General features: G+C 37.4%; 14 protein-coding genes. 11 read left to right on the forward strand and 3 right to left on the reverse strand.

Annotated features, from left to right (window positions below; genetic code table 11):
- Nucleotides 1-403 precede the first annotated feature (403 nt).
- The 6 genes from QM491_RS24750 to QM491_RS24775 all read left to right on the forward strand — a co-directional run bounded on the left by QM491_RS24750 (nt 404) and on the right by QM491_RS24775 (nt 12578).
- Entirely contained in the window at nt 404-3436 is a 3033-nt protein-coding gene (locus QM491_RS24750) for a SusC/RagA family TonB-linked outer membrane protein (protein WP_283330249.1), read from the forward strand.
- A 36-nt stretch (nt 3437-3472) separates the two neighbouring features.
- Nucleotides 3473-5167, forward strand: a complete 1695-nt coding sequence (locus tag QM491_RS24755) for a RagB/SusD family nutrient uptake outer membrane protein (protein ID WP_283330250.1) — start codon at nt 3473-3475, stop codon at nt 5165-5167.
- Nucleotides 5168-5360: 193 nt separating this feature from the next.
- On the forward strand, nt 5361-8483 hold the full coding sequence (locus QM491_RS24760) for a SusC/RagA family TonB-linked outer membrane protein (protein ID WP_283330251.1): 3123 nt from the start codon (nt 5361-5363) through the stop codon (nt 8481-8483).
- A gap of 26 nt (nt 8484-8509) precedes the next feature.
- On the forward strand, nt 8510-10228 hold the full coding sequence (locus QM491_RS24765) for a RagB/SusD family nutrient uptake outer membrane protein (protein ID WP_283330252.1): 1719 nt from the start codon (nt 8510-8512) through the stop codon (nt 10226-10228).
- 272 nt (nt 10229-10500) lie between these two features.
- Nucleotides 10501-11682, forward strand: coding sequence for a glycoside hydrolase family 88 protein (locus tag QM491_RS24770; RefSeq protein WP_283330254.1), 1182 nt, complete (start codon nt 10501-10503; stop codon nt 11680-11682).
- A 74-nt stretch (nt 11683-11756) separates the two neighbouring features.
- Complete coding sequence (locus tag QM491_RS24775; RefSeq protein ID WP_283330255.1) at nt 11757-12578, forward strand: glycoside hydrolase family 16 protein; 822 nt, start codon at nt 11757-11759, stop codon at nt 12576-12578.
- A 40-nt stretch (nt 12579-12618) separates the two neighbouring features.
- Here the strand turns inward: QM491_RS24775 and QM491_RS24780 are convergent, their stop codons facing one another.
- Nucleotides 12619-14442, reverse strand: a complete 1824-nt coding sequence (locus tag QM491_RS24780; RefSeq protein ID WP_283330256.1) for a metallophosphoesterase — start codon at nt 14440-14442, stop codon at nt 12619-12621.
- Between the two features lie 183 nt (nt 14443-14625).
- Here QM491_RS24780 and QM491_RS24785 point away from each other — a divergent pair, with 183 nt between their 5' ends.
- The 5 genes from QM491_RS24785 to QM491_RS24805 all read left to right on the forward strand — a co-directional run bounded on the left by QM491_RS24785 (nt 14626) and on the right by QM491_RS24805 (nt 19062).
- A complete protein-coding gene (locus QM491_RS24785; protein WP_283330257.1) occupies nt 14626-15366 on the forward strand; it encodes a DUF6090 family protein in 741 nt (246 codons plus the stop codon).
- 405 nt (nt 15367-15771) lie between these two features.
- The gene (locus QM491_RS24790) at nt 15772-17313 is read left to right on the forward strand and encodes an AAA family ATPase (RefSeq protein WP_283330258.1); all 1542 of its coding nucleotides are present in this window, start codon (nt 15772-15774) and stop codon (nt 17311-17313) included.
- Complete coding sequence (locus tag QM491_RS24795; protein WP_283330259.1) at nt 17291-18007, forward strand: hypothetical protein; 717 nt, start codon at nt 17291-17293, stop codon at nt 18005-18007. Before QM491_RS24790 ends, QM491_RS24795 begins: the two co-directional genes overlap by 23 nt.
- A gap of 222 nt (nt 18008-18229) precedes the next feature.
- Nucleotides 18230-18607: a nuclear transport factor 2 family protein gene (locus tag QM491_RS24800; RefSeq protein ID WP_283330260.1), complete on the forward strand. Its 378-nt coding sequence runs from the start codon at nt 18230-18232 to the stop codon at nt 18605-18607.
- 254 nt (nt 18608-18861) lie between these two features.
- Complete coding sequence (locus QM491_RS24805) at nt 18862-19062, forward strand: YqaE/Pmp3 family membrane protein (protein ID WP_166552831.1); 201 nt, start codon at nt 18862-18864, stop codon at nt 19060-19062.
- A 461-nt stretch (nt 19063-19523) separates the two neighbouring features.
- Here QM491_RS24805 and QM491_RS24810 read toward each other — a convergent pair whose 3' ends face one another.
- Nucleotides 19524-20753, reverse strand: a complete 1230-nt coding sequence (locus QM491_RS24810) for a dicarboxylate/amino acid:cation symporter (protein WP_283330261.1) — start codon at nt 20751-20753, stop codon at nt 19524-19526.
- Between the two features lie 128 nt (nt 20754-20881).
- Nucleotides 20882-21319: an SRPBCC family protein gene (locus QM491_RS24815; RefSeq protein WP_283330262.1), complete on the reverse strand. Its 438-nt coding sequence runs from the start codon at nt 21317-21319 to the stop codon at nt 20882-20884.
- Between the last annotated feature and the right edge of the window lie 204 nt (nt 21320-21523).

Below are 21523 nucleotides of genomic sequence, written 5' to 3' on the forward strand. Positions count from 1 at the left end.
GGCAAAAGCCATTGTTGGAGTTTCTTCTAACAGACTTGCGTTAGCAATAAATCAAAAACATTTCATCTCCAATACTTAGCTAGTTGTTTACACTCTATTCATTGAATAAAACTCCAACGACAGTGATAACTAAACTCTATGCTCCCACTTAGATATAAGTAAAATCAAGCATAATATTACTCCTTTGGAAGGATTCTACTGCAAAATAATCAAAAACCGACTCTATTCACCCTAAAGGCTTAAACTGCCCCTGTTTTTAAACGAATTTCACCCCACTTTAGACCATTTTTTCTCCCCATTTTTGCATTATTCAAATATATAATTGTAACAACAGAGAACCCTTGTCTGTTTAGCCAACCTATTTTATACCAAACCTTTTTCCGTTTTATCAAACCCTATAATTATGATCAAACTTTTACGAAAACCTCAATTCCTCAGGTTTCCTCCCTCCTCATTTTGGTTGATGGTGCTCTTGAGTGGTTGCCCTCTAAGCCATGCCATTCATGCCCAAAACACTACCGAAAATACACAAACCTCTAATCCTACTTTACGTACCATTTTGGTAACCGACGACAACGATGAAGTGCTGGCGAATGTCAGCATTAAAAACGTCAGAACAGGAATGTTTGCGACCACTTCCAGTAATGGTATTGCCACGATTGATGCGCAACTTGGCGACAAAATCGGCATTTACTGTGTGGGTACTTTTTTAAAGGAAATTTCGATAAAAGATATTTCTGAAAGAGTTGTTTTGAGTAGTCAAAACCCTGCCGTTTCTCGCATCAAACCTATTCGTGGACTTTTTAATCAGTCTTTACAAACAGAACTTACCGCTGGTTCGTCGCAGGCGATTTACAACAAAGATATTCAAAAAATGCCTGCTACGTCGATACTCAACACCTTGGTGGGTAGACTTGCTGGTACGAGTACGTTTCAGTTTTCAGGACAACCAGGAAGCGATGGTATTTCGTTTGGACTTCGTGGGCAGGGTCCGCTGGTCATCATCGATGGTATTCCTAGACAGCTTACCATTTTTGATTTGGAAGAAATCGAATCAATCACTGTACACAAAGATGCCTTATCAAATGCCATGCTTGGCGTCAGAGGCAATGGCGGTGCTTTGGTAATCAATACTCGTAAAGGCTCGTCTTCAAACGCAAAAATGTCGTTTACAGCCCAAACAGCGATTCAACAACCCTTGAAATTTCCGAAGGGATTGGACGCTTACAATTATGCCAAACTGTATAACGAAGCTCGTGTAAACGACGGACTTACACCTGTTTATACTGATGCAGCTTTGCAGGCTTATGCAACCAATTCGGATCCATATAATTACCCAAATGTTAATTGGCGTGATGCTACCCTAGAGCCATCGTCACGTATGGATCGCTATACTTTTAGTGCTACAGGAGGAAATAATTTTTCGAAATATTTCATTTCATTTGACCATATCAACCAAACGGGGCTTTTGAAAAAAAATACTACTACCCCGTACAATACCAACAACAATTTTAAATCATATACCATACGTTCGAATGTTGACTTACAGCTAAACTCCAAGCTTTCGGGCGGTATTTATCTCTTGGGACGTATTCTGAATGGTAATGATGCAGGTGCTGGGACAGGCAATATTTTGAACAGTATTCTCAACACGCCCAATAATGCTTACCCTGTTTATAACCCCAATGGTTCGTATGGTGGCAATCAGCAGTTTCAAAACAATATTTTGGCACAAACGATTGGGTCGGGTTATCAGCAAAACTTCAAAAGAGATATGTTGGCTGACTTTTACTTGAAAAGAACACTCGACGAAATCGCTTCTGGCATGTGGATAAAAGCCGTGGGCTCCTATTATGCTACACTTTCTGAAAACGTAGTTCGTAATAAAACCTTTGCTGTTTTTCAGAGAAATGTATCTGCTTCAGGACAAGAATCTTATCAACAGTTTGGGGTAAATGGTGACCAAAGCAACTATAACTACATGGATTATCAAGGCCGTTCTGACTATTTGGAATTGTCTTTGGGATATGACAAAAACAAAGGAGATCATGGCATAAATACCGTATTATTGGCTAATCGTCAAAACTCTGTTTCAGGCTCTGAATTACCCTATACGATTACAGGTTTGGCAGGTAGAATGGGCTATAATTACAAACAAAAGTATATCCTTGACCTTGCTTTTGGCTTGAATGGCTCAAACAGATATCCGACAGGAGGAACGACCAAATATGGATTTTTCCCAGCGGTAGGTTTGGCTTGGAACATTTCGAAAGAAGATTTCCTACAATCTCAAGCATGGATTTCTTATTTGAAATTATATGCAAGTTATGGCAAAAACGGTAACGACAACCCTGGTTATTTTAGCTATATCCAACGTTATTTTGATAATACTGGTGCTGTTTTCGGTACAGGTGCAGGTGGTAATACAGGGGTTACAGAAGAGCCTTTGGCGAATCCTAATATCACTTTCGAAAAATCTAACAAACTCAATATTGGACTTACAGGAGGCTTATTTGATAACTCATTAGGCTTTACGGTGGAGTACTACAATATGCAATATTATGATTTGTTGATTCAACGTGGTCGCAATTCTAGCATATTAGGAAATATTTATCCGACTGAAAATATTGGCAAGAATCAATATACAGGAATAGACCTACAGTTGAATTGGCAAAAAAGTACCTCGATAGGCGATTTTTATGCGACCGCAAATGCAGGCATTCAAAACTCGAAAGTGATTTATATCGATGAAGTGACTCAGCCATATTCTTGGTTGTATCGCACAGGAGAAAGAGTAGGACAGCTTTTTGGGTTCATTTCAGACGGCTTTTATCAAACTACTGCCGAGCTACAATCACGTGCTACAACTGTTGGTTATCAACCACAATTGGGTGACCTCAAATACAAAGATTTGAACAATGATGGCGTAATCAATCAGCTTGATGTAGCTCCAATCGGCCCGCAGAGCCCTTACATTACCTTCGGGTCAACGTTAGGGTATTCACGAAAAGGCTTTGACTTCTCTGTGTTGGTGCAGGGCGTGGCTAACCGAGTAATTGTAGCCAATGCCAATTCGATGCTGGCTTTCCAGAATGGTGGTTTCGGACAAGCATTTGAGCAACATCTTGACCGTTGGACGCCTACTAATCCAAACGCTTCGTACCCACGTGTATGGTTAGGAACTAATACAAACAACCAATTAATTTCTACTTTTTGGGCACGCTCAGGAGATTATGTCCGCTTGAAAAATATCGAATTGGGATATACGCTTCCTAGTAAGCTATGTAAAAATATCAAAGTTCAGGGAATTCGTGTTTTTGCAAATGCTACCAACCTTGTGACGTTTAATGCCGATAAATACCTCGATCCAGAAGGCTTTTCGAGCAACTATCCTATACAGCGAGTATTCAATTTTGGTGTTAATCTCAAATTGTAAAATTGGCTTTTATCAAGCATAAAATTTTCAGAAGAAATGATTTCTAAAAAATATATATCATCCTTTATTTTGGCTACAGCACTAACTTTTGCGGCTTGCGAAAGAGTAGAAACTGAGCCTCGTGATTGGATTCTTGACACATTGGTTTGGGACGATAAAGATAAAAATGCTACTGTAGCAGTCTTTTTCCTCAACAATATTTACAGTTATATCCCTGATGGTTTTAATAGAATCAATGGACTGGGTGGTGACTTTCTGGAAACAGGTACAGACGATGCCATTCCGTCTAGAACCAATCGTCAAGCAGAATATTATACCAATGGGTTAATTAGTACGGTGAACAACCCCGACCCTTATTGGGGTACTTCGTATGCGGGTATTCGTCGTGTCAATATCTTTTTGAGTAATATCGATAAAGTTCCAGCTGACCCCAACAGTATTACCATCTGGAAAGCCGAAGCTCGTTATATTCGTGCGCTATTGTATTTTGAACTAGTAAAACGCTACGGTGGTGTGCCATTGATTGGTGACCAAGTATTTACAATAAATGACGATTTGTCGATTCCTCGCAACACGTACGAAGAGTGTATCAACTATATCGTTTCAGAATGTGATGCCGTAAAGGGAATACTTACACCAGAACCTGTTTCGGATAGTAACTGGGGGAAAATTCCAAGAGGAGCTGCCATTGCACTCAAAGGTCGTGCTTTGTTGTATTCTGCAAGTCCGTTGTTTAATGGTGGTGGTATTAGTACCAATGCCAACCTGAAGGCCTTAATGGGCTATCCTACGTATGACGCTAACCGTTGGCAAAAAGCCTTGGACGCTGCCAACGAATTGATAGGCCTTAACTACTATGCTTTACAGACTTCTTTTTCAGGTGTTTTTACGACTAAAAAGAATACAGAAATCATTCTTGCCAAACAGTCAGGTAATAATTTTCTCATTGAAAACTACAATGCACCAATAGGCTTTGGTTCGCCAGCAGCAAGTTTGGGATTGACGAGTCCTTCGCAAAACTTAGTTGATGCTTTTCCTACGATTACTGGACTTGATATTACGGATACCCAATCAGGCTATGACCCACAAAATCCTTACGCCAACCGTGACCCTCGTTTGGCTTTGACGGTATTCTTTAATGGTCAAACTTGGTTACGTAGAGCCGTTGAAACTTTCGAAGGCGGTTTGGATAAGCCAGGAGGTATTGCCGTTCAAACACGTACAGGCTATTATCTGCGTAAGTTTATGGCAGATTTTTCTAACAATACTACCTATACAAACCAGAGCCATAACTTCCCATTATTCAGATACTCGGAAATACTGTTAAACGCAGCCGAAGCACTAAATGAGCTAGGAAGAACCACAGAAGCCGTCACAAGAATCATTGATATTCGTAAAAGGGCTGGTATTAGAGCAGGAACAGACAATCGCTACGGCATCAAAGCAGGTATTTCACAAACAGAAATGCGTACGCTTATCCAAAATGAAAGACGTATTGAGTTAGCCTTTGAAGAACATCGCTTTTGGGATATTCGTCGCTGGAAAATAGCAGAAACTGCCACAAGTGGTTCGCTCAAGGGGATGAAAATCGTGAAAAACACCAATGCGAGTTTGACTTTTACGCCATTTGTGGTGTCGACGATGAAGTTTTCGAACAAATTATACAGTATGCCTCTACCGTATGACGAAACCCTAAAAAACAATAAGCTTATTCAAAACGAAGGCTGGTAAGTATGAATGCTGAATGATGAGTTGTGAATGTAAATTTTTAATTATCAACCCTTTACAACTAAATCTTATTTTGCTTTAAGCCGAATGCCCATAGCTGATAGCTTAATAGTTAAATTTTATTTTGCACGATTACTTCATCGTTATGAAGAACAAATTCATGGCTTAAATCCCATCTGAAAATCCTCATGTTTTTATGAAAAAAATACTCTATATATGGATTTCTATTGTTACACTTTTTGCACAAAATGCCCTTGCTCAAGGTCAAGTGGTGTCGGGAGTAGTAACAGGAGGCAAAGAAGTACTGCCAGGCGTGGCTGTCTTCGAAAAAGGGCGAACTACCAATGGCACGCTTACAGATGCTAAAGGTTTTTTTAAAATTACTTTAAAAGGACAAAGCAATACACTCGTATTTCGTTCACTAGGTTTTAAACAACAAGAAGTTAATGTAGCTGGTCGCTCAATCGTCAATATCACCCTTGAAGACGAAGACAAATCACTCGATGAAGTTGTTGTAATCGGGTACGGACAGCAGAAAAAAATCACCTTGACAGGTTCTGTAAGTTCTGTATCAGGTCGTGAAATTCGTGAAAACCCTTCTGCTAGTTTGCAAAATGCTTTGGCAGGTAAACTCCCAGGTTTTTTCTCACAACAACCCTCTGGTCGTCCCGGTGCCGATGGTGCAAGCTTTTATATTCGTGGGGTAAGTTCTTATAATGGCAACAACCGCCCTTTGATTATTGTAGATGATGTGGAATACTCGTATGACCAATTTGCTCGTATCGACCCCAACGAAATCGAAAATCTCTCGATTTTGAAAGATGCCTCAACAACCGCTATTTATGGGGTTCGTGGTGCCAATGGTGTTATTGTAGTTTCGACAAGAAGAGGTAAAGAAGGACCTCCACAAATTTCGATGCGTGCCGAAATGGCGCTTTCACAGCCTACGATTATTCCTACATATCTGGATGCTTACGAAAGTGCAAAAATGTATAATCAAGCTCAAATTAATGACAATAGCGTAAACCCAAGTCCGTCGTTTAAACCACGCTGGAGTGACCAAGATTTGGAATTATTCAAAAATGGTAAAGACCCTTACGGTCACCCAAATGTCAATTGGAAGGATGTTTTGTTCAAACAATTTTCAAAACAATACCGTGGTAATTTGGATTTGTCGGGAGGTACACAAAAAGTAAAATACTTTGTTTCGGTAGGTTATTTATACCAAGATGGTATGCTCAAAGATTTTGGTCAAGACCAAGGGGTAAATAGTAATTATTTTCACCAACGTTACAACTATCGTTCAAACTTGGATATGTCGGTTACAAAATCACTTGATTTAAGATTGGATTTGTACGGAAACTTTGGGCAAGTAAATACCCCACAGGTAGGTAGCCCATTTGGCTACAACGACTTGTTTTATGATTATAGTAGTTTCTTAACTTTGGCGCCATTTGCTTATCCTGTGTATAACCCTGATGGTTCGTTGGGTTACAGTACTTGGATTAGAAACGAAAACCCAAGCTACAACGTCAACAACGTAGTGGGACGTTTGAAGTACTATGGCTATAACCAAACCAATGAAAGTAATATCAACTTCATTGGCTCGGCGAAGCAAAAATTAGATTTTCTAACCAAAGGCTTGTTTGTCCAAGGTCGTATTTCATTTACCAGTAACTATGGCTACGGACGCAGCATGACCCGTGACCAGTTTCCATCGTTTATCTATACTTCGGCTACCGATTCTTACGAAGCTCGTGACCCGAATGTGTATCGTGTGCGTCGTTTCTTCCTAGGATATGATGCCAAAAGTACTTCGAGGGTTTTGAACTTACAATTTATGGTAAACTACGACCGTACTTTCGATTCCAAACATCACGTATATGCCCTTGGACTATTCAATCGTAGCTCGACTGAGGCAGCCAACAGTAATGCGGTTTACAACTTTATTCCAAACAATTTCCAAGGGTATTCTGGTCGTGTGGGATATGATTACAAAAATCGTTATTTGGTACAATTCAATATGGCCTACAATGGCTCTGACCGTTTTGTAAAAGACAAAAGATTTGGGCTTTTACCAGCGGTTTCGGCAGGTTGGAATATTTCTGAAGAACCTTTCTACAAAAACTCTTTCCCAAAATTCATGGATTTGTTGAAAATCAGAGGTTCGTATGGTATTGTAGGTAACGACGCATTAGGAAATAGCTTCTCTTATTACTATCAACAAAATTATTCAAATGGTAACGGTGTAGTAGCACCAAACTTTGGCTATTCGAGTAACTCCTATAATGGTGTTGTAGAAGGCACGCTTGCCAACAACGAGGTAACTTGGGAAAAGGAGAAAAAACTAGATTTAGCGATCGAGTTTGGGTTGTTCAATAGCAATGTAACGGGTAGCTTCAACTATTTTGATAATAATCGATATGATATTTTGACCACTCGTGGTACAGTATCAGCCATTTTTGGTCAAGGTCTTCCTCCTGTAAACATGGGAAAAGTAAACAACCGAGGCTATGAAATCGAACTAGGCTATCAAAGTCCTACCAAAGGAGGCTTTTCATACTTTATCAAGGGAAATTATTCTTTAGCTAAAAACAAAATTGTCTTCCAAGACGAACCAAGTGCATTGTATCCATACCAAATGTACACAGGCAACAGCATTGGTCAAATGAGAGCATATACTTTTATCGGATACTATAAAAATGCCGATGATATCGCTAGCAGTCCTAAAACGGCTGTACCAGTACAACCAGGTGATTTGAAATATGCCGACTTGAATGGCGATGGCAAGATAGACGGCTTTGATATGTCGGTAACAGGAAATCCAAACACGCCAAATACCGTATATGGCATCAATTTGGGCGTCCGTTATAAAGCAATCAGTATCAGTGCCAACTTCCAAGGAGCTCGTAACTTCAGTGTTAGAGGTACGGCAGAGTCTATCCGTGCATTCTCCTCAAATCTTACCGAAGTGCATAAATACGCATGGACACCAGAGCTTGGAGACAACGCCAAATACCCACGTTTGACCTTGCTTGGCGGTATTAGTGACCCAACAGCTTATCCATCAACATTCTGGTTGATTCCAGGGGATTATTTACGATTGAGAAATGCGCAAATCAACTTCGATTTACCAAGTAGTTTGACCAAAGGATTGGGTATTCAGCAAGCAAGAATTTATGTTAATGGCTCTAACTTACTGACTTTCACAAGCCTTGACAAACTGTATCAGCTTGACCCAGAAATTTCATCGGGTACCGACCGTGTGAGTTATCCTCCACAAAGGTTAATCAACTTTGGTATCAGCGCAACTTTCTAAGGATTTCAACTCATTGATTCAATTTTATGAAAAAAATATTATTACTCGCCTGTGCTATAGGACTCACTTCCTGCTTCTCGTCGGATGATTTCCTTGACCCCAAAACTACAGCGCTAACAGAAGAAACTGTTTTTGCAGATAGTACCCGAAGTGTGGCGTTTTTGTACCGTATCTACAGCGATATAGGTTTTAGCTATACTAAAGGACGTTGGGATTCGCACGGTAATACCGAAGAAGCTACCGACGACGCTGAATACCGCTATTCGGGAACTGGACAAAAAGCCGTCGTACTTTACAGCGGAACGGTGAGCCCTACGAACTTTCCATTTTTTGAATTTTGGTCAACCCCCTACAACAATATTCGTAGGGTGAACTTATTACTCGAAAAACTACCCATTATTCCTGTATCGGCACCACTCAAAGCTCAAATGGCTGCCGAGGCACGATTTCTACGTGCTTGGTACTATCATTGGCTCCTGATTAGCTTTGGAGGTGTGCCAATCGTTGGGGATAAAGTATATGACATTACTGACTTTATCAATTTACCTCGAAATTCTTATGCCGACTGTGTCAATTATCTGGTAAAAGAACTCGACGAAGCAGCAGCAGTTTTACCAAAAGGCACTGATTATTCTGAGCAAAATTATGGTAAAGCCACTCGTGGTGCTTGCTTAGCACTCAAATCTCGTATTTTGTTGTATGCAGCTAGTCCATTGTTCAATGGTGGTGCCGAAACGCAAAATGCAGACCTTGCCAAAATCGTGAGCAATCCGACGTATGACGTAGCATATTGGCAAAAGGCTGCTGATGCAGCCATGGCAGTAATGAATTCGGGTGAATATTCTTTGTATAAAGACAATACAACTGCATCTGGTTATGGTTTTTATCAGGTGTTTTTGAATCGTGTAAACCCTGAGTTTATTATTTTCCAAAACCGTCCTGCCAACCGTGACATGGAAGGGTTTTATAATATGCCTACACGTGGCGGGGCATATAATGCAATGCCTACGCAAAACTTGGTAGATGCTTTTCCAATGAAAAACGGAAAAGCGATTTCGGATGCAACTTCAGGTTATGACTCTAATAACCCCTACAAAAACCGTGACCCACGTTTTGAATACTCGATTGTGTACAACGAATCGATGTATTATTTGGCAAGTGCTAATGCTCAAAGACAGGTTTTGACTTACGAAAATGCTCCTTCGGATGGCTTTACGCAGGCAGGACAAACTACAGGGTATTATAGCCGAAAAATGTGTGATGCCAATATTTCCGCCAATAGTAGTTTCAACTCCAACCGTGGGTGGTCGCTGATGCGCTACGCCGAGGTATTGCTAAATTATGCGGAGGCTATCAACGAAACTGGCAAAACAGATTTGGCTTATGCGCCTCTCATTGCACTTCGTGACCGTGCTGGTATAACCGCTGGTGATGACAAATTGTATGGCTTGAAAGCGAATATGACCAAAGAACAAATGCGTGAAATCATCCGCAACGAGCGCCGTGTCGAATTGGCATTTGAAGACCATCGCTGGAATGACATTCGTCGTTGGAAAATTGCGATGGATGTTTCAAACGGCTATAACAAGCGTATGAGAATTATCAAAAACGCTAACAATACTTACACATATCAAGTAACGGAGTCGATAAGAAGACACAACTTCAGACCCGAAATGTATTTATTACCAATCCCTGACTCGGAAGTACGCAAAGCACCAGCTATGCTCCAAAATCCGGGATGGTAAGAGAAGAAGTTTGAGTGTTGAGTTAGGAGTGCGGAGTTTTGAAAAAGAACTCCAAACTCCGCACTCCTAACTCAACACTCAAATAATTGACTGATTGGGACTGCACCTATTATAAGAGTCGTAAATTGATCTATCAGCTTACGACTCTTATTGCTTCTTGAACGTTTTAACCCCTTATTTTTCTTAAAATACGCCCTTCCTGTGCAAGCGATTCGAAGTAGTTTTACGACAGTTAAAAACTTTTTTACTCATTTTAATTCATTACTTTATTTATGAAAAACTTACGTCTAATTTTAATTTATACGCTGACCTTTTTGACGACTCAATCTTTTGCCCAATCTGCTCAAAACAAAAAGCTTTTTAAACAAGCTTTTGCAGAGGCAGCAGCTCAATATAAAGTTTTAGCCCAAAACATTCCAGCAGATAAATTTCCTAAAACCTATTTTCCCAAAACAGACAAATACGAATGGAGCGGCTCAGGCTGGTGGTGTAGTGGTTTTTATCCTGGCTCTTTGTTATATATTTACGAGCAAACCAAAGATCAAGCTACGCTAAATGAAGCAAACCGTATTTTGAAGGTATTAGAAAAAGAACAATTCAATACCTCTACGCACGATTTGGGTTTTATGATGTTTTGCAGTTTTGGCAATGCCAAAGATATTGCTCCAAAAGCAAATGATAAAGAGATTTTGATTCAAAGTGCTAAATCATTGGCTTCGAGATTCGACCCAAAAGTAAGCTGTATCAAGTCGTGGGATAGCAACAAAAACGAATACTTGGTAATCATCGACAACATGATGAACTTAGAGTTGCTTTTCTGGGCTACGAAAGCCACTGGCGACTCTAGCTATTATAAGATTGCGGTAACTCATGCCAATACAACCATGAAAAACCATTTTCGTCCAGACTACAGTTCTTACCATGTAATCAACTACAATGCGACGACTGGTGAGGTTCAGCAAAAAAGAACCGCGCAGGGCTTCGCAGACGAATCGGCTTGGGCACGTGGACAAGCATGGGGACTTTATGGCTATACGGTCATGTTTCGTGAAACCAAAAATCCTATTTACTTGAAACAGGCGCAGAATATTGCCAAATTTATCATGAGCAATCCAAATACGCCAGCCGATAAAATACCTTACTGGGATTACAATGCGCCCAATATTCCTAATGCTTTAAGAGACGCATCGGCGGCATCAGTGACTGCCTCCGCACTTTTGGAACTAGCAAAATACAGTACACCAAAGCTCAATAAGGCTTATTTCAAAGAAGCAGAAACGATTTTGGTAAATCTTTCAAAAGCGCCATACCATGCAGCACAAGGCAAAAATGGGGGCTTTATCATCGAACATTGCGTTGGACATATTCCGCAAAATACGGAAATCGATGTACCGTTGACCTATGCGGATTATTATTATTTAGAAGGAATGAAAAGATATTTGGCTTGGAAATAAACATTGAATCCTCGTGCTGGATTCCTATCCAGCACGGTTTTCTCTAAGGCTTCCTAGCCTAAAAACCCCTCACTATGAAAATACAAAACCTCATTTTAGCGACTTTGGTACTAACTAGTTGTACTGGAATAGCTCAAGAAAAGCCTAAAGATTCTTACCAATTGGTCTGGGCAGATGAATTTAATCAAGACGGCGCACCCAACCCCAACAATTGGAATTACGAAAAAGGCTTTGTCCGCAACGAAGAACTACAATGGTATCAACCCGATAACGCTCGTTGTGAAAATGGTTTATTAATCATTGAGGCTAAAAAGGTGAATCTTCCCAACCCCAATTATAAGGCTGGCAGTAAATCTTGGCGAGAAAACCGTCCCAATATCGAATATACCTCCTCGTGTTTAATCACCCAAGGAAAACAACAATGGCAATATGGTCGCTTTGAAATACGAGCTAAAATTGACATTCGCTCAGGTTTGTGGCCAGCTTGGTGGACTTTGGGCGTCCAAAAACCTTGGCCAGCCAATGGCGAAATCGATATTATGGAATTTTACCGAGGCAAAATACTGGCCAATATTGCCTGTTTAGGTACCAGTAACAAAACCGAATGGCATAGTAAAACCCAAAGCGTGGATAGTGCTTGGGCAAGCCAGTTTCATACTTGGCGCATGGATTGGGACGAAGAACATATAGCCCTATACGTCGATGACCAATTGATGATAAGCACACCCCTCTCCCAACTTGAAAATAAAGATGGAAGTGGATTTAACCCCTTCAAACAACCACACTACATGCTATTTGATTTGGCTATTGGCGGACAAAATGGTGGCGACCCAAGCAATACCACTTTCCCCAACCGCTTTGAAGTAGACTATGTAAGAGTATATCAAAAAAAGTAAAATCGCCTAACCTGCTTGGAGGCGCAGATCATCGCGCCTCTTAAGTTTTATCTTGATTCTGTAATCTAATAACTATAGGGTTTTCTATCAAAAAAATTCCTTTAGACAAATTATCATCTGAATTTTCTTGCTTATTACACTTTTCAGCATTCTCAATACCAATAGGATACACTACAATTTCTTCCTTGGTAATTTTTATTCTAAGAAAGTTTTTATAATCGGCACATCTCAAAGCACACGATGCTTCATCTACATGCATTCCCCAAATCAAGTTAGTTAATACAAGATATAATCCAAATACAGTTGCACATGTTAATCCTGTACAAACTGATGCAGATATCACTCTAATTACAGGTTCACAATATGAGCTATTGATACAGATATCACATAATCTAAAAAAAGCCCAAGATTTAGTAATAAAAACAAAACTCAATCCAATCAAAGCCCCACAATGACAGGCACCGTGCACAATACCCAATATTCTTGCATTAACGGAGCTTTTGGTACTTGTGTCTGTCATGAGATAAATACTCAGACCAAACGCTACCGCTAAAATAAAAATAACAGGATTTGAAAAAAACGCAAACCAATAGCTATGCTGCAAATCACCTTGTCTATCCAAATTAATTTCTCGAATCATTAACCAATTAAATAGAATAGAAACTAACGTGAATAAGGTAGATAACTCCCAATTAGAAATGGCAAAGCCCAACACTTTAAGCAATAATCTTTGAGAAGTTTTCTTGTCTGGAAATGTTTTCCTCAACAATATACCATCCGATTGTTGTAAAGGTTTTTCTTCGCCCTTGCTAGTTTCTGTATACTTAAATTCTTTTTGAATCTTTTCAGGTATATTATTGGTTAAGTGCAAATGAGCACCACCTCCTCCTGCCGTAAAATATTGTCGAGAACCATCTTTATTCTCATATCGTGCATAATGATGCCAGTCACCAGTAAGCACAAGAGGTAACTCAAAGCTTAATGAAGAGCTTTTCCCATCCTTTTCTCTCAGTATATATCTATTAACAAAAAATTCAAGGCGATCAAATGAGTCGTTATTGTATCTAACTTCATTATATACCCAAGATGGTTCGGCTGTTACCAAAATCACCTTATCTCCCTTTCTCATATACTTATTTGCTATTGAGTCAAAATAATCCAGCTGAGGCTTATCAATGTCTGAAGCCAGCTGAATATCAATCCCCCAAATCCAGCAATTATGAGGAAGTGGAATCGCAAAATAACTTCTTCTTTGAACAGTTTGCCAGATACCAATAGACCTTTGTTGACAAAATAGTTTCAAAAAATTGCTGAGTCCATCATACCAATCATGGTTCCCAGGAATGGCATAAAGATAAGGACGAGAGGCCGCATCTACTTTATCTGCTTCGTCCTTAGCAGCATTTTCAAAAGGCATTCGAAATCTGTTATCGTATTCTTCCCTTGTAGGATAGGGATATACTTGATCTCCTCCCAAAATGAGAATATGACCTCTTTTCGTCTCATACTGTTGTTGGCCTTGACTTGTACTAAGGATTAGATTTTGTTTTGCAACAGTACTTGCAACTGCGTAAGTTGAGTCATATCCCTCACCAGTATCACTAATGAAATCTACCCAAATTTCTTTTTCAAATCGTTTTGCGCAGTATTCTTCAATAGTCTTCCAGAAGTCCAAAGTTGAATCAAAAGAATCTCTGCTAGACCAGTTGCTATCTAGGGCTGCCATTATTTCACGTCTGTCAGCAAAGTTTCCGAAGATATTCGATACAACTAGTTTTACACCAGCTTTTAGTAGTAATAAAGGATTAAACCAACGCACCATTTTAGCTGGTTTAAAGTCATCAGAATTGGTTATTGGAGGCATTGTGGTATGCGTTTGAACAATAGTGAGCTTATGTATCCAAATATATTAAGATTACATGCTAGTTACTGAGAATAAGAAAATTTTCTATTATACGGTTAGTATGATTTTTGGGAAAACAGTAATGCTTTCCTTTCTAAACTTTTCATTGTATATTTTGGTCGATATTCATAAATCGATCCCCTTATGAAACTCATCAAACACATTACCTCCCTTCTAAAGAAAATACAAATTTCCCTCATCGAAAAGGGAGCCTATTTCCTTACTGAAGCTATTATCATTATTGTATCAATCACCATAAGTTTGTGGGTAAATAATTGGAGTGAGGATAATAAAAATGAGGAAATAGCACAAAATTTCCTCAAAAGTATTTCAAGAGACTTAACACATGATCTGCTAGAAATGAAGGAAGACTCTGTTTCTATTAGCCGACAGCTACAATGCGCGACCTTTATCAGGACACTAAACTACCATCCCGAAATTACCCAAGATAGTATAAGTTCTTTTCTTACATCAAATGCTACTCTTTTTTATACAACTACCCTAATTAGCCCCAACAATGGTAACTATGAAGCAGCCAAAAGTGCAGGATATTTTCGTCTTCTCAAAAACAAAGCTTTGTTAAACGACATTACCGATTTATATGAGGAACGTTTCACTTGGCTGACTCGTCTGGAGTCAGAATATTTAAACTACAAACGCAAAAACCTAGACGAATGGTCGCTTAGCCAACCGAATGTAGACTTATCAGAAAATAGGATTGACCATAAAATTTCTCCTATCAACCCAGCGATTTTAAAAATCCCCTATCTCCAAAAGTATAGTTTCTATGCTTCGAGAAGTCTATATGAGTTAAGAAATCAATATGGAGTTATTATTGAACATACAAAGAGGATATTGAAAGAGATTGAGGAGGAAAATAAATAAAATATTTGAACTATCATTGTTAGATAATACGAGTCTAGTCTTTAAGAAAGATATAACTATTCGGGAACCTTATTTTATTCTTGAATTTTATCACGACTAGAAATTGGAATTAATGTTGATTTAAAATAGTTTTGATTATATATATTATCCTAGAAGCTGTTTAAACTTTTCTTAATACATTTTTTATTGATTAATTCTTCGTCTTACTTTTTAACTAGGCATTCTCATCTTAAAGCAAAAAGTAACCGCAGCGGCGTTCGCATTGATAATCGGAGTGGCGTCCCACCTCACTTCACTCAAACAGTATAAATTCATTGATTACGCCAGCAATTTTACGAAAGTTTAAACAGCTTCCTCAATAGTTAGAATATCTACTATTACTAAACTCGCATAAAAAATATAAATATGAAACTGTTAGTTAGAAATTTTGGAGCAATAAAGGAGAGTGTTATTGATTTGTCAAAAAGGCATTACTTTTTTGTAGGATATAACAATACAGGTAAAACTTATTTAGCAAAGTTAATCTACGACATATTTAACGTTGAAACCCTCAGTGATTACACTGAATCATCAAGAGCTATTCGTTCAATAGAGAACAAATCTGGCTCTTTGCTTTTAACCGAAGAAACTATAAATACATTATTAAATAGTTTTGCGACTTATTTGAAAGAAGTGACAATTCCTAAATCACTTAAAATCGGAAACGATAGTAGCTTTATTTTAAAGGACTTAGAAATACAATTCCAATTTGATTTTCAAGAAGATGTAGAAAAGCCTCCATTACAATCAGGTGCTGCAATTGGTTTCAGTAATGATGAAGATACTTCAGCAAACAATAGGACAATTGATATATATACTTTAAAAAAGGCAGAAAATTCATTAGAGGTGAAAATTGAAAACTTTACGAGTGAACAGATATATGAAAAATTGCCCAAAGACTTTTTTGAAAACGTACCAAAGAAAAAATTTGAAGAGCAAATAAATTCTATACGCGACGATGTATCAAAAAGCTTTAATCAATCTTTGTTAAGCTTACTCTTACAAAATAGAGAAAAGCCTTTTTTCTTACCAGCAAACAGAATCTTTATTTTAGAAAATGCAGATGAATTAGTTGAGCAAGATAATGCTCGGAATGCCGAGTTAGCAAAGAGCCTTTTGGAGCTTTTACAAAGTAAGGATGTGGATAGAGAAAAGTTAGGAAACATTGTATCAAGAAAATCTGACAGTAATCATACTATTCAAATTAGCAACCTCATAAGTGAAATATCAAAGTTACGAAAAAATAAAAATGAAGATTTTATCCTGAATGGCACTGGTTTATATGATGACCTTATATACAAACTTAGTTCTATCATGGGTGGGCAAATCGTAATGGATAGACCAAGTACTTTATCAAATTGGGTTGAAAAGTTTAAGATTCTGAAAGATAATGTACAAAATGAAAAGCCTATAAATATGTACTTGGCTTCATCTTCGATTAATCAATTAGGTATTTTGTTTTTATATTTTAAATATTGGGCGAAAGCAGACCAGAACTTCTTAATGATAGATGAACCTGAGGAAAATCTACATCCAGAAAGTCAAATTAAGTTAATCAATTTGCTATTAGAGTTTGCAAGTTTGAATAATCGAATATTGATTACTACGCATAGCCCTTTATTAGCTGAAATGATCAATAATTATTTAGTCTTAGGACAACTTGACAATAAAGAGGAAGTGATTGAAAACTTTAATCTTATTAAAGTTGACATGAACCCTGATAATACAGGTATCTACTACTTTAATGGTGAAGTCGTTACAGAGCACAAAGTAGGAAATTATGGAACTATTTTTAGCTCGTTTAAGCAAGCACAAGATAAAATATATGCTTTAGGTGATGTACTAAATGAATTAATGTTCAAACAGCTATATAAATCAGAGAAAAATGTTTCCATTAAAGAATATTAGAGAGCATGTTACAAAACAACTAGAGACTGATATAAAGGTATTTTATAAGTTTATCGATAGTTCTGGGGTTATTAGAATTGAAGAGTCTGAGTCAAATACTAAAAGAACCAAACAAGATCAAGATCTAGTATTAGTCCGACTTAACAATATACCTCATAAAGAGGTATGGGTTTATGAGAACGAATTTTATCAAAATAAAAACACAAACTCAACACTTAATGAGCAAAAAGGAGCATTTTCAAGTGCTGGCAGCAAGGTAGAAAAAACAGTTTTATGGCATCATCAAAATAAATTGTATTTATTTCTTGTTGAAATGAAACGAACTATGACCTATGACAATTTTGTCAAAATTAAGGAGAAGATTGAAAATAGTTTATCAACTCTTTCAATTTTCATTGCGGCTCATGATACTCTTCCTTCTTTTTTAGCTTCAGAGATTGTTCCTGTTGCATTATTTTGTTTTAATGAAGAAAATTTTGATAATGGTTATTCAGATAGAAGCGAGCCAAGAAAATTACTCAAAACTAAATATGTAGAAGGTGATCAAACACAGTTTTTGATGAAGGTAGAACCTTTGACACTTAATAGACTAATGATTCCTGTTTTATTATTCGCAAATCCCAATACTCCAATTACCAATTCTTTTGAAATTGATTTCCAAAATATATTAGGTAGAGTAAACCAATTAATCTGAATGCTTACTCTTAATTGAACATACAAAATAGTTGGAGTTAGATAAGAAGTTTCCTAATTTTTTATTACGTCATAAAGTTCAATTTATGAAATGGAAATATGATTACAGATAATTACTTTTCATAAAATATCAGATTATACATAATGCACAAACTGGCATTAAATAGTCACTCTATAGCTTTTTACGTCAAAATCGATTCACGACAAACCAACACCATCCATCATGACAAATCGAGAAGCAATTATACAAAACTATATCGATGGCTATAATCAATTTGATATAGACCAAATGGTGAAAGATTTTGATATTAATGTTGTATTTGAAAACGTACAAAATGGTGAAACAAATCTAGTGCTAAATGGCTTAAGCGAATTTAGACAACAAGCTGAAACTGCAAAAGCCTATTTTTCTGAAAGAACTCAAACCATTACTGCTATTATCCACTTCGAACATACCACAGAGGTTGATATACAGTATGTAGCAACTCTTGGCATGGATTTTCCTAATGGATTACAAAAAAGACAAATACTACAATTATCAGGAAAATCCATATTTGAGTTTAAAGGAAATACTATTACTAAATTGACGGATATTAGTTGATAAATCCTAACAGCACTATTCGACGATAAACGTGCTTTTTATTCTTTATCCATGTACTAAATAACAAGTAGGCATCATCATTGATAAACAAATTCATCATAAGGTAATTTTATCGATAGTCAACAACTCACCACACTAAACTCGGTGTTTGTACCAATAAAAGTTCTTATATCACAATAATCTTGGTTATTGCATGAGAATCGTTCTATTTCGTTTCATAATTGTAGATATATTTTTCACAAAAACAACCTATTATGATGACTCTGTTAGCGATTTTCTTCCCATTTTTATCTTTCCTATTTAGAGGAAAAATATTAACGGCTATTATTTGTCTGATTTTGCAAGTAACGCTCATTGGCTGGATTCCTGCTGCTATCTGGGCCGTAATTTCACTACAAAATGCCCGTGCCGACAAGCGTACGGAACGATTAATTAAAGCAATGAAATCTAACTAATTTTGATAAGATTATAGAGCGTTCAAGTCTCCTTTCAAAGATTCTATTTTAATCCTTAAGGATACATATTACTAATATGCTAAATTGAAGATGTATAAAGTGTTGACTTTATAATAAGTGTATATCCATGAAATTATCGTTTATTTAATTCTAAGTAATAATGCAAAATAAGTAGGCAAAAGACTTCTATCATGAGTAACACTAACTTTTAGACTATAGCAAAGCAGGTACAATCAACTGCATCAATGATAAAACATAGATAAGCCTGTTTATTAGTTCTTTTCAGAAACCAATCTTTTCATCTGCTCAGTAAGAACGAAATACGTCAAGATAGTTGGCTTTTTGTCGTACCTACTATATGCTTTAACAAACAAAAACAGGATTGAGCTAGCTCAATCCTGTTTTTGTTTGTTTTTATCTTAGTATATATTATTAACTTCTACTAAGGTATATTTCTTTATTTACACGTTTTGAAGTTCTCCTTCCAGCTTAGATACCACACATGTTGCCACTGCGTTACCTGCAACCGAAGTTGCTGAACGTCCCATATCCAAGAATGGGTCTACTCCAAGAATTAGAGCAATACCTTCGGTAGGTAAATCAAACATGGCTAGCGTTCCTGCAATTACGACTAATGAGGCACGTGGTACACCTGCGATACCTTTTGAAGTAATCATCAACGTTAAGAGCATCGTAATTTGTTGTTCTAATGACAATGGCACGCCGTAAGCCTGTGCAATAAAGCCTGTAGCAAAGGTCATGTACATCATTGAACCATCAAGATTGAAGCTGTAGCCTAATGGTAATACAAACCCGATGATACGTTGCGAACATCCAAAACGTTCCAAGGCTGCAATAGTTTGTGGAAACGATGCTTCAGAACTGGCAGTACTAAATGACAAAAACAAAGCATCTTTGATTTCGGCCAATAATTTCCAATATGGAATCTTCATGACCAAACAAATAGCCCAAAGTACTACAAAAATGAAGAAAATTAACCCTCCAAAGAAACAAAGCAATAGGTAAGCATAGCTCACCAAAATTCCTAATCCCTTGCTAGCCACAACAGCAGTCATAGCACCCAATACCCCAAACGGAGCAAGCTCCATGACATAACTTACTACTTTGAAAACCGCCTCGGCTAATGAATCAATCGCTTTGATAATAATTTTTCCTTTATCGCCAATTGAACCAAGAGCAATACCAAAAAAGATGGAGAATACTACAATCTGAAGAATTTCATTTTCGGCAAGCGCTTTAAACAAACTATCAGGGAAGATATGTAAGATAAAGTCTTCCATCGACTTCATTTTGTTTCCTGTAATACCTGTATCTGTACCAGCATGTGGACGAGGCCATTGTTGTACTTCGCCAGGACGGGTTACGTTTACAACCACCATCCCAACAATCAACGATAAAATAGTAGCAAAGTAAAAATATAATAAGGTCTTGATTCCAATACGACCTACCACTTTGAAATCCCCTAATTTGGCAATCCCTACTACCAATGTACAAAATACCAACGGCCCAACAATCATTTTGATGAGCTTGAGGAATACCTTACTGAGGATTTGAAATTTTGATGAAATGGACGCAGCCGCCTCAGGACTCATACTTACATTAAGAAATTGTCCGATGGCTACACCAATCACAAAACCCAATAGAATTTTTGTCGTAATGTTTAATTTCATTTGATAAATGTTTAGTCTGTAATACGAAGTTTTCTTCCGATTCGTGGATTTTGAATTAACGAAATAAAGCAAAAAATCCACCCTTTGCAAATAGAGTGGATTCTGTTTTAGGATTTTATGTCTTTAGATTAAACTTTGAAGTAGCTTCGATAAATTGGCTTCCTGTACAAAAATTGAAGATATAAAACTGGATAAATCAAAAAGTCCAAAATTATATTTGGTGTTTTATATTTTATATCATCAATTATGTAGGTCTGACCATTTTCATTAACAATTCGATGTTTGTGCAGCCAAGTACTCAAAAAAAATGGCAGCTTACTTCCCTTATCTACAAAAAAGTATTCTCCGAGCGCTTTTTGATGCTCAATAATATCTGATTCCCAATTTTGTTTAAAAAAGATAAAATCTAACTCTATTCCAACTTTATCACCAGTCAAACATCCATCAAATTGTATTACTCGAAACGGAGGAAAAGGAGGAGCTAAAGCCTTGAAAAGCTTTTCATCAAAACCGTCCCACACTTCTTGGATACTTTTTTCAACTGAGGTCTTCAGAAAAATATTCATATAGTTTAAAAGCAAGCTTGTGTATTCTTTGCTTTTCCTTAATAACTATCTTTATACTTAAAAGTTTAAACAAAGGTTGGTCATCTTGTCGGCTTCCCATTTTTAGTACAGTTTAAAAATATACATAATCTGTCTACTTTGATTATGTTTTAGACCCTTCTTGGGCTGAGTGTAGCGTAGCGGAACGAAGCCCAAGAAGGGTGT

The sequence above is a fragment of the Flectobacillus longus genome, assembly GCF_030056705.1.
In the GTDB taxonomy this organism is placed as follows: Bacteria; Bacteroidota; Bacteroidia; order Cytophagales; family Spirosomataceae; genus Flectobacillus; species Flectobacillus longus.